Consider the following 10,083-nt stretch of genomic DNA (forward strand, 5'->3'; position numbering starts at 1 on the left):
GGTCGAGAAATGCGATGCTTAAAAATTGCGTAATGAATCGATTGTAAAATCCACAGGTCAGCTTCAGGCGATATTAATGCTGACGCTCCTCTTTCTACTATTGTGCAAATTTTTATCGAATCTCCAAAACAAAAGCATAGCGATGCAGGCATATGCTCCCGCCATTATATTACTTGGAGCCTCCCGACGGCGTTTGAGAAAAAAGGGGCGTTTTTGTCCGAGCGAGTCCAATCACCCGGACTTCTCGTGAAAGGGCGTCTCTACGAAGCATCATCGGCCGTTTCCATGACGACGGTGAAGGGCGTCGGCCGTGGCGTTCACGGTCGCTTCGAATGATGTCGTTTATCAAAAACAAGGAATTCACTTCTAGTATGCGTATTAATATAGCAACATGATAACATTGAAAATATCACGTTCGCCATTAAGCCATTTAACAGTGTAAATTGGAAATGCCATGACTGTAACGAACATCGCCCGGCGGTTCCTCCACGCGAGGACGGGCGCCGTAGCCGTCGAATTCGCGATGATCAGCATCCCTCTGCTTATGCTGATTCTTGCGATCTCCGAGGCCGGTGTCGATCTCTACCTGAAATCCGCGCTCGATAACGCCGCACAAAACGTCGCCCGGCAAATTTTCACCGGCGCCGCACAAAACATGAGCGTCAACGGCGCGGCGGTCACACAGCAATATTTCACGCAGCATGTCGTCTGTCCGAATCTGCCGGCAGTGCTTTCGTGCAGCAACGTCATCGTCAATATCGTCAACTTCGCTGAAACGGCGTCGCCAACGCCTTATTACAATTATGTCAATGCATCGTCGAACGGCCTGCTCCAGCCGACGCTCGACAATACCAAGACGAACTTCTGCCTCGGCACGACCAGTTCCTATGTCATTCTCCAGATCCTCTACCCCCTGCCGCTGATTTCAAGCGTCTTCGGCAATGGTCCCGTCACCACCCTCAACGGCAAAACCGTCCGCATCCTGTTTTCCACCGCGGTGTTCCGCAACGAGCCCTTTCCGTCGCCGACCTATTCCACATGCTGACGATTGCCATGACAGAAATCACCGCAAAGCTCCGTCGCCTGCAACGCGACGAATCCGCCACGGCGCTCGTCGAATTCGCTTTCGTCGCGCCCTTTTTAATCTTCCTGTTGCTCGGCTCGGTCGAGCTCAGCAATGAAATCACCGCATCGAGGCGCCTCGATCAGGCCTCCTATTCCGTCGCGCAGATCGTCTCGGAGGCGCCAAACCCGCCGGGTACGATCAGTTACAGCGACCTGCAAATGGCGCATGATTCCGTCATGATCGTCTTTCCCCTCGTGCTGGCCGATTCCGCCAGCAAGGGAGAAGCTTGGACCAGCGACATTTCGATCACGATCAGCAATGTCGTCATGACCAAGGTCAACCCATCGTGCACCGCCAACTGCGCCTACAACGCCCAGGTCGCCTGGACCTGGGGCGACGTCAAACGTCCCTGCACGGTGAACCTGACTCCGAGCCTCTCGGACGCCAGCGCTCCGTCAAACACGACATTGCCGCCCGACGCCTTCTCGACCGGATCGGTCGTCGTCGTCGACATCGCCTACACCTACACGCCGTCCTTGATGAGCACGCTCATCACCAGCAGGACATTCCATCGCACGACCTATCTGCAGCCGCGCAATGTCCCGCCGTCAAGCTACATCAAATATTCTGCGATCACTGGAGATCCCGGCGCGACCACGGTTTGCACAGGCTACTGACATCGGCCGCCTTGCGCCCGGAAACGCCAAATTTCCAAAAGGAAATGAATTGATGGCCATCAAGAATTTCATCATCCAAAAATGGCGGGACTTCCACAAGGACGTCAAAGGCAACGTCTTGATCCTGGTCGGGCTCGCCGCGATCCCGATGTTCGGAATCGCCGGCCTGGCCCTCGACTATACGTCCGTCCTCGCCGCCAAGACGCGCCTCAACGCTTCGCTGGATGCGGCGTCCGTCGCCGCGATCGCGAAAACCCTGGCGGATAAACAAGCCGGGATCAGCGACGATACAGCGAAGGCTGATGGCGCAGCACAGGGAAAACAAGCCTTTCTGGCCAATGCCGGCTCCTACGGGGCCGATGTTGGAAACACCCTGTCCGTCGTCGTCGTTCGCAATGGCCAGGACGTCACGGCCACTTCGTCCTATACGGCAAGCGTGCCGACGACGTTCGGAAAGCTTTTCAACATCACCAGCTGGAATGTGTCCAACAGCAACAGCTCCACGCTGAAGATGCCGCTCTACATCGACTTCTACATGCTGCTCGACGTCTCCGGGTCGATGGGCATACCCTCGACCACCGACGAACAGACCCGGCTCGCAAAAATCAATGCCGACGATCTCAACAACTACCCGACCGGCTGCACCTTCGCCTGCCATTTCACGACATACAAGGCGTGCCAGAACAAACAGGGCCAAGCCACCACCTGTCAGGGCTACATCCAGAGCCGCGCCGGCGGCGTCGTCAATTCGATCTGCCAGCAACCCGGGACATCCAGCTGCATCCAGCTTCGTCTCGACGCGATCGGCGTGGCGATCAGCAAATTGCTAGCCACCGCACAAAGCACCGAAGCCATCACGGGCAAGTCCAACCAGTTCCGGGTTGGGCTCTACCCCTTCATCGTTCACACCAACGCCAATTTCCAGACGCTCTCCACCGATCTGACCGGCGTCGTCACGACCAAAGCGAACAGCCTGCCGAGCCAGCTCGACACCGGCAATTCCACCGGCGTCGGCAGTTGGGATCAAACCCACATGGGCTCGGGCGGAACAAACATTAACAACGCCCTGAACGAGATGTACCAGACCGTGCCGACCACGCATGACGACGGATCCAGCGCGACTTCGACGCTGCCCTTCGTCTTCCTGATCACCGACGGAGCGCAGGACAATCAGACCATGACCAATTCCAACGGAAGCTGGTCCGGATCGAACCATGCGACAGTGCTGACCCAATCCTATTGCACGACGCTCAAGACACGCGCCACGCTCGCAATTCTCTATGTCCCTTACTCCGTAATTCCAAATCCCAACAAGAATTTCGCGGGCGACGAAGACGATTACGCCAACAACAACATCCCCAATATCCCGCCGTCTTTGCAGAGTTGCGCGTCGGCTGGGCAGTTCTATACGGCGAACTCGCCGGCGGATATTACCGCCGCGCTTCAGCTCATGTTCAATAACGCGCTTCAAATGGCGCCGCGCCTCGTCAACTGACGCTTCCGAGCCAACCTGGCGCCGTCAACAGCTCTGTTTTGCAATGAGATCGCCGCGGTCACCGCTGGCATTATCGTCCACGCCGCCGCTGACGGCGGTCAACGCCAACAGCGATGCGGCCACGGCCTTCGCCACCATTGGGACCGAGATCAACGCCGGCGCCTCGACGCCCCGTCTGATCCTCAATGGAACCCAATGAGCTTCGCGCTGGGGGGTGGCGTAGCGGCGGCGGAGGCCACGGCCTCCGCCGTTCGACTTTGTCTTGACTCGTCCGTCCTCCGCCTTTAGCCGCATGGCATGACCGGGAATTCCAAAAATCGCGAGTCGGCGGACGCTATCGCCCTGACCGGTCTCGCCCAGGCCCAGGACCGCTATGACGCCGTCCTGTGCGACATCTGGGGCGTGCTGCACAATGGCGAGCGCGCCTTCGCCCCTGCCGCCGAGGCTCTGCGCGAATTGCGCCGGCGCGGAAAGGCCGTCACCCTCATCACCAACGCCCCCCGCCCCAAGGGCGAGGTGGCCGCGCAACTGGCCTCGCTCGGCATCGGCGCCGATTGCTATGACGCCATCGCCACATCGGGCGACGTCTGCGCCGAGGCCATCGCCGCCCGCGCGCCCGGCCGTCCCTATCATATCGGGCCGGATCGCGACCGGCCGGTCTATGCCGCCGCCGCCGAACTTACGTCGCATGAGATCGACCCCGTGGCGCTGGAGCAGGCAGCCTTCGCCGTCTGCACTGGGCTCATCGAGGATACAATCGAGACGCCGGCCGATTACGAGGCCGTTCTCGTCGCCTGTCGCGAAAAAAACCTGCCGATGATCTGCGCCAATCCGGATCTGGTGGTCTATCGCGGCGAGCAATTGGTCTATTGCGCCGGGGCGCTGGCCGAACGCTATGAAGAACTCGGCGGCGTCGTCGAACAGGCCGGCAAGCCCTATGCGCCGATCTATCGCATGGCGATCGGCCTGCTGGAGCGCGCGCGCGGCAAGCCGCTGGATATCGACCGCATCCTCGCCATCGGCGACGCCATCCATACCGACATAGCCGGGGCGGCGACCATGGGGCTCGACAGCGTGCTGATCACCCAGGGCATCCATCGGGTCGAACTGCACGGGCCCGAAGCCGGCGCGATCGATCTCGACGCCTATAAGCAGTTCGTGGAAAGCCACGGCCTGACGCCGGTCTATCGGATGAGCAGCCTCGTCTGGTGACCGTCTAGAGTCGATTGCGATTTTGTCGAATCGCCAAAGACTCTAGATTGCGTTGTTTAGCAGCGGTTTTTCGGAAAAACGGCGTCCACTTTTTCGCACGCTGCTCTAACGATCTATGGACTTTTGCGCGACGGCGCCGTTCTGTCGCGCCACAGACAAGACCAATCCGGGGAAACGACCATGTCCGAGCCGTTCAAGACCTATTTTTTCGAGGATCTCAGCGTCGGTATGCGCGAATCCCTGATGAAGACAGTCATGAACGAGGATGTCGTCGGTTTCGCCGAATTGTCGGGCGATCGCAATCCGATCCACCTGTCGGAACATTTCGCCAAAAAAACCCGATTCGGCGAGCGCATCGCCCACGGCCTCTATACCGCCAGCCTGATTTCGGCGGTGCTGGGCATGTATCTGCCGGGCCCGGGCGCGGTCTATCTGCATCAGACCCTGAATTTCAAGGGCCCGGTCAAGATCGGCGACGTGGTGACCATTTCGGTCGAGGTGACGGAGCTGGTCGAGAAGGGCCGCCGCTGCAAGATGCATTGCGAGGCCACCGTGGACGGCAAGGTCGTGCTCGACGGCGAGGCCATCGTCATGGTGCCCTCGCGCGAATCCGCCCAGCGCCCGCCGGCTGCGGCCGCAAGCTGAAACGGGTTTTGTTTCACCGGCCGTTCCTGAACCGCCAGACCTGCGCGCGTTTGATTTCGCAATCCTCCAGCGCGCGGGTGACCGGCACGCGATATTCGGCGATCGCCTCCAGTCTTTCGCGCGCGAGATAGGTCCGGCCCGGGTCGCCGATCAGCACTTCGGCGCCGCGTTTGTTCAGGGCCTCCAGCCAGTCGGTGACGTCGCGCGCCATGTCGCGCTCATAGGAGACGTCGCCGGCGACCACCACGTCCCAGCCCTCGTCGCGGCCGATCAGATTTTCCACGCGCGGCAGAATCGTCACGCCATTGGCTTCGGCGTTGAGCCGCATGGCCGCGCCGGCGAAAACGTCGATGTCGCAGCCTTCCGCGCGCGCCGCGCCGCCCTTGGCGGCGGCGATGGCGACAAGGCCCGAGCCCGAGGCGAAATCCAGCACCGTCTTGCCGGCGACCAGATCGGGATGATCGAGCAGATAGCGCGCCAGGGCCTGTCCGCCGGCCCAGGCGAAGGCCCAGAACGGCGGCGGCAGGCCGATCTCGCCCAGTTCCTCCTCGGTCTTTTGCCAGAGCTCGGTCGCCTCGTCGGCGAGATGAAGCGTGATTTCCGGGGCGTGCGGAACCGGCAGCAGCCGCGTCTGGGCGCGGATGAACGCCTCCCGATCCAGAATTGGCGTCAAGATCCCAGACTGTCCTTCAAACTGCGGCGCAGAACCTTGCCGACATTGGATTTCGGCAATTCGGCGCGGAACAGGATTTCGCGCGGCACCTTATAGCCGGTCAGGCGCTCGCGGCAAAAAGCGCGCAGCTCCTCCACGGTCAGCCCGTCCTCGCGCGGCACGATGAAGGCGACCACCTCCTCGCCCGTCGCGGCGGTTGGCTTGCCGATCACCGCCGCCTCGCGGACCTTGGGATGTTCGACCAGGACTTCCTCGACCTCGTTCGGATAGACGTTGAAGCCGGAAACGATGATCACATCCTTCAGCCGGTCGACGATCTTGACCTGGCCGTCCGGCAGCATGACGGCGACATCGCCGGTGCGGAAGAAGCCGTCCTTGGTCATGGCGGCTTCCGTCGCCATCGGGCGGTCCCAATAGCCGGCCATCACCTGCGGCCCGCGCGCGCAGATCTCGCCGGATTCGCCCATCGGGACCGGCTCGCCCTCGGCGTCGCGGATGGAAATTTCTGTGGAGGGCAGGGGATAGCCGACCGTGCCGGAAAATTCCTCGATATCCGGCGGATTGGCGCACAGCACCGGCGAGGTCTCGGACAGGCCATAGCCCTCGATGATCGCCTTGCCGGTGAGCAGGCGCCATTTCCGGGCGACGGCGGGCTGCATCGACATGCCGCCGGCGATGCAGAAGATCACCTGGCTGAAATCGACCTTGGCGATGTCCGGATGATCGGCCAGCACGTTGTAGAGCGTGTTGACGCCCGCGAAAATATGGAACCGGCTGCCGCGCAGGATTTTGACGAAGCCGGGAATATCGCGCGGATTGGCCACCAGAAGGCAGGCGCCGCCCGCGCGTATTTCGAACAGGAAGCAGGCTGTCAGCGCATAGATATGATAGAGCGGCAGGGCGGTGACCATGGTGGTCGGGCCGGCGGCGGAAAGCTGCGGCGCGAACCAGGCCGCGCTCTGCTCGATATTGGCGATGAGATTGCGGTGAAGCAGCATGGCGCCCTTGGCCGTGCCGGTGGTGCCGCCGGTATATTGCAGCACCGCGAGATCGTCCGGCCCGATCTTGACCGCGCGCGGCGCGCGGCCCCGCGCGGCGCGCAATGTGGCGGAAAAGGGCAGCGCATCAGGCAGGCGGAAGGGTGGGACCGCCTTCTTGACCTTGCGCGAGACGAAATTGACCAGCGCCCCCTTCACCCCGCGGAGCAGGTCGCCCGGCGCGATCAGCACGATCTTTTCCAGCTTCAGCCTGTCGGCGACGGAGGCGACGGTGGCGGCGAAATTCTCCAGCACGAACAGGAAGCGCGGCGTCGCGTCGACGATCTGGAACTCCAGCTCGCGGGCGGTATAGAGCGGATTGACATTGACGATCACCGCGCCCGCCTGCAGCGCGCCGAGCAGGATCGCGGGATAGGCCATGACATTGGGCGCCATGATCGCGACGCGGTCGCCCTTGACCAGGCCGGCCTCCTGCAGCCAGACGGTCACCTGATCCGCCGCGACGCCCAATTGCTCGTAAGTCAGCCGCGCGCCGAAGCTTTCCAGCGCCATGCGCGGGCCGTAGAGCGACCGGCTGCGCCGCCACAGCGCCACCAGATTGGCCGGTCGGTCGGCCGCGATCTCGGCCGGGACGCCGTGCGGATAATGGGCGATCCAGGGCCGGGCGGCCAAATCCTCGTCGGATAAAGTCATGCGTTTCCTCCGCTTGCCGCTTTGCGTGTTATTGGTTTAGTTATGAACGATATTCTTCGGCGCCGGCAAGCCATGCTGTTCGATCATCTTGTTTTCTATGCTCTGTTCAAGCGCGACGCGCCGGGAATCGGACGCCGGTCGTTCCCGAAAACGCTGCGAAAACAACAGAGGCTAAAATTGATTGCGATTCGGTTGAATTACAATCAATTCTAGCACCAATCGGGCCTCGGGCGGTCCTTCCGCGCCCTGCGCCCTGGGAGAGCCGCCCGTGTATTATTTCACCGCCCTGATCACCCTCGCCGCGCTGCTGTTCTACGCCTCGCTGGGCTATGACGTGGCCAAGGCGCGGGGGCGTTATGGCGTCAAGGCGCCGGCGACCACGGGCGACGCGCATTTCGAGCGCATCTATCGGGTGCAGATGAACACGCTGGAATGGCTGGTCATCTTTCTTCCCTGCCTGTGGCTGTTCGCTTTTTACGTCTCCGACCTCGGCGCGGCCGCTTTGGGCGCGGTGTGGATTTTCGGACGCTATCTTTACAAGCAGGCCTATGTGGCCGCGCCGGAGACGCGCGGATTCGGCTTTACGGTCCAGGCGACCGCCGCGGCCGTGTTGCTGATCGGGACGGCGCTGGACATTGTCCTGCGGCTGGCGATGGGCGATTGAGCCCGCGCAAATTGACTTTTCCGCGCGGCGGGGTTAGAAGCGCGGCCTCTCTTTGATGAGACGACAAAGCAGACAGCCGACCCGCGCGGGACGCGGGAGGCCAACGCCCGGCAGCGCGACGCGCCCCCGGGCGCGTTTTGCTTTGAACGGCGTATTCGGGAGAGGCGCGCCCGGTGGCCGCACGTCCACCCGCCCCAACGGGGCGGGCTAGGAGCGAATGCGACGCCGAGCTGACGCGAGGGTTCGCGAACCGCGGAGGCGGTTCGCGTCAGTAAAAAAGGATTTCTTCATGTTCGAGGGCCTTTCCGAAAAGCTCTCCGGCATATTCGACAGCCTGACCCGGCGCGGCGCCCTCTCGGAGGAAGACGTCGGCGCCGCCATGCGCGAAGTGCGCCGCGCGCTGCTCGAAGCGGATGTGGCGCTCGACGTAGTGCGCTCTTTCGTGGACAAGGCCCGCGCGCGGGCGGTCGGCGCCGAAGTGCTGAAATCGGTCACGCCAGGCCAGATGGTCGTCAAGATCGTCAATGACGTCCTGATCGAGACCCTGGGCTCCGACGCCGAGCCGATCGACCTCAACGCCGCCCCGCCGGTCGCGATCATGATGGTCGGCCTGCAGGGCGCGGGCAAGACCACCACCACCGCCAAGATCGCCAAGCGGCTGACCGAACGCTTCAAGAAGCGCGTGCTGATGGCCTCGCTCGACGTCAAGCGTCCGGCCGCGCAGGAACAGCTCGCCGTGCTCGGGCGGCAGGTCGATGTCGCGACCTTGCCCATCGTGCCGGGTCAGACCCCGGTGCAGATCGCCCAGCGCGCCGAAGAGGCCGCCCGCCTGCAAGGCTTCGACGTGGTGCTGCTCGACACCGCCGGCCGCACCCATATCGACGAGCCGCTTATGGCGGAAATGGCCGAGATCAAGGCCGCCTCCAATCCGCATGAAATCCTGCTGGTAGCGGATTCGCTGACCGGTCAGGACGCGGTCAATCTGGCCAAGAACTTCGACGAGCGCGTCGGCATCACCGGCATCGTGCTGACCCGCGCGGACGGCGACGGGCGCGGCGGCGCGGCCCTCTCGATGCGCGCCGTCACCGGCAAGCCGATCAAGCTGATCGGCACCGGCGAAAAGATGGACGCGCTGGATGATTTCCATCCGCAGCGCATCGCCAACCGCATTCTCGGCATGGGCGACATTGTCGCCTTGGTCGAGAAGGCCGCCGAGACCATCGACGCCGAAAAGGCGCAGCGCATCGCCGACAAGATGCGCAAGGGCAAGTTCGATCTCGACGATCTCGCCGACCAGCTCGCGCAGGTCGACAAGCTCGGCGGGCTTGGCGGCATCATGGGCCTGCTGCCCGGCATGGGCAAAATGAAGGACGCGCTCGCCGCCGCCAAGGTCGACGGCAAGACGATCGCCCGCCAGCGCGCCATCATCCTGTCGATGACCCCGCAGGAGCGCCGCAACCCGGACGTCCTCAAGGCGTCGCGCAAGAAGCGCATCGCCGCCGGCTCCGGGATGAAGGTCGAGGACGTCAACAAGCTGCTGAAGCAGCACCGCACCATGGCCGATATGATGAAATCGCTCGGTGGCGCCAAACGCGGGCCGATGGCGCAGATGGCGCAGATGTTCGGCCTCGGCGGCGGCATGCCGCAGCCCTCGCCCGAGCAGATCGCCGAGCTTCAGCAGAAATTTGGCGGCGGAGCGGGGATGGGGGCGGGGATTCCGTCCGCGCCGCCGCCCGGGGCCTTCGCGCCGAAGAAAACCGAGCTTCCGGGCCTGCCAGGCCCCGCGCCGAGCGGCTTGAAAAGTCCCGCGCCGGGTCTGCCTGGCTTGGGCGGCAAGCCCTCGGGCCTGCCCGGACTGGGCGGCCTTTCGGGCCTCAACCCGTTCGGCAAGAAAAAATGAGTTTCGCCGCGCGGAACACCCGCGCGGAACTGCCGGAAGAGGGGCCGGCTGTTGCACGTT

At 62.8% G+C, this 10,083-nt stretch carries 10 protein-coding genes; 8 read left to right on the forward strand and 2 right to left on the reverse strand.

The window, feature by feature from the left end:
• Positions 1-454: 454 nt before the first annotated feature.
• From ACE3S9_RS08950 to ACE3S9_RS08975, 6 genes are all read left to right on the forward strand, one after another.
• Positions 455-1,045 carry a TadE/TadG family type IV pilus assembly protein gene (locus ACE3S9_RS08950; RefSeq protein WP_374546102.1) on the forward strand — a complete coding sequence of 197 codons (591 nt, stop codon included), beginning with the start codon at positions 455-457 and terminating at the stop codon, positions 1,043-1,045.
• 8 nt (positions 1,046-1,053) lie between these two features.
• The gene (locus ACE3S9_RS08955; RefSeq protein ID WP_374546103.1) at positions 1,054-1,743 is read left to right on the forward strand and encodes a TadE/TadG family type IV pilus assembly protein; all 690 of its coding nucleotides are present in this window, start codon (positions 1,054-1,056) and stop codon (positions 1,741-1,743) included.
• 52 nt (positions 1,744-1,795) lie between these two features.
• Entirely contained in the window at positions 1,796-3,238 is a 1,443-nt protein-coding gene (locus ACE3S9_RS08960) for a pilus assembly protein TadG-related protein (RefSeq protein ID WP_374546104.1), read from the forward strand.
• 43 nt (positions 3,239-3,281) lie between these two features.
• Entirely contained in the window at positions 3,282-3,437 is a 156-nt protein-coding gene (locus ACE3S9_RS08965; RefSeq protein WP_374546105.1) for a hypothetical protein, read from the forward strand.
• Between the two features lie 98 nt (positions 3,438-3,535).
• Positions 3,536-4,450: a TIGR01459 family HAD-type hydrolase gene (locus tag ACE3S9_RS08970; RefSeq protein ID WP_374546106.1), complete on the forward strand. Its 915-nt coding sequence runs from the start codon at positions 3,536-3,538 to the stop codon at positions 4,448-4,450.
• 180 nt (positions 4,451-4,630) lie between these two features.
• A complete protein-coding gene (locus ACE3S9_RS08975) occupies positions 4,631-5,095 on the forward strand; it encodes a MaoC family dehydratase (protein WP_374546107.1) in 465 nt (154 codons plus the stop codon).
• Between the two features lie 13 nt (positions 5,096-5,108).
• Here the strand turns inward: ACE3S9_RS08975 and ACE3S9_RS08980 are convergent, their stop codons facing one another.
• Positions 5,109-5,768: a methyltransferase gene (locus tag ACE3S9_RS08980; RefSeq protein ID WP_374546108.1), complete on the reverse strand. Its 660-nt coding sequence runs from the start codon at positions 5,766-5,768 to the stop codon at positions 5,109-5,111.
• Positions 5,765-7,459, reverse strand: a complete 1,695-nt coding sequence (locus tag ACE3S9_RS08985; protein WP_374546109.1) for an AMP-binding protein — start codon at positions 7,457-7,459, stop codon at positions 5,765-5,767. The genes ACE3S9_RS08980 and ACE3S9_RS08985 overlap by 4 nt, the downstream gene beginning before the upstream one ends.
• A gap of 268 nt (positions 7,460-7,727) precedes the next feature.
• Between ACE3S9_RS08985 and ACE3S9_RS08990 the strand changes: the two genes are divergently transcribed.
• Both ACE3S9_RS08990 and ffh read left to right on the forward strand, forming a co-directional pair.
• Positions 7,728-8,123, forward strand: a complete 396-nt coding sequence (locus ACE3S9_RS08990) for an MAPEG family protein (protein ID WP_374546110.1) — start codon at positions 7,728-7,730, stop codon at positions 8,121-8,123.
• 289 nt (positions 8,124-8,412) lie between these two features.
• Positions 8,413-10,023, forward strand: coding sequence for a signal recognition particle protein (gene ffh, locus ACE3S9_RS08995; protein WP_374546111.1), 1,611 nt, complete (start codon positions 8,413-8,415; stop codon positions 10,021-10,023).
• The last annotated feature ends 60 nt before the right edge of the window (positions 10,024-10,083 follow it).

Origin of the sequence: Rhodoblastus sp. (genome assembly GCF_041915505.1) — a bacterium.
GTDB lineage: Bacteria > Pseudomonadota > Alphaproteobacteria > Rhizobiales > Beijerinckiaceae > Rhodoblastus.

Bases quoted from the DNA above. Each gene is read 5' to 3' on its own strand.
- ACE3S9_RS08950 (WP_374546102.1), top strand. From the start codon at position 455: ATGACTGTAACGAACATCGCCCGGCGGTTCCTCCACGCGAGGACGGGC.
- ACE3S9_RS08955 (WP_374546103.1), top strand. From the start codon at position 1,054: ATGACAGAAATCACCGCAAAGCTCCGTCGCCTGCAACGCGACGAATCC.
- ACE3S9_RS08960 (WP_374546104.1), top strand. From the start codon at position 1,796: ATGGCCATCAAGAATTTCATCATCCAAAAATGGCGGGACTTCCACAAG.
- ACE3S9_RS08965 (WP_374546105.1), top strand. From the start codon at position 3,282: ATGAGATCGCCGCGGTCACCGCTGGCATTATCGTCCACGCCGCCGCTG.
- ACE3S9_RS08970 (WP_374546106.1), top strand. From the start codon at position 3,536: ATGACCGGGAATTCCAAAAATCGCGAGTCGGCGGACGCTATCGCCCTG.
- ACE3S9_RS08975 (WP_374546107.1), top strand. From the start codon at position 4,631: ATGTCCGAGCCGTTCAAGACCTATTTTTTCGAGGATCTCAGCGTCGGT.
- ACE3S9_RS08985 (WP_374546109.1), bottom strand. From the start codon at position 7,459: ATGACTTTATCCGACGAGGATTTGGCCGCCCGGCCCTGGATCGCCCAT.
- ffh (WP_374546111.1), top strand. From the start codon at position 8,413: ATGTTCGAGGGCCTTTCCGAAAAGCTCTCCGGCATATTCGACAGCCTG.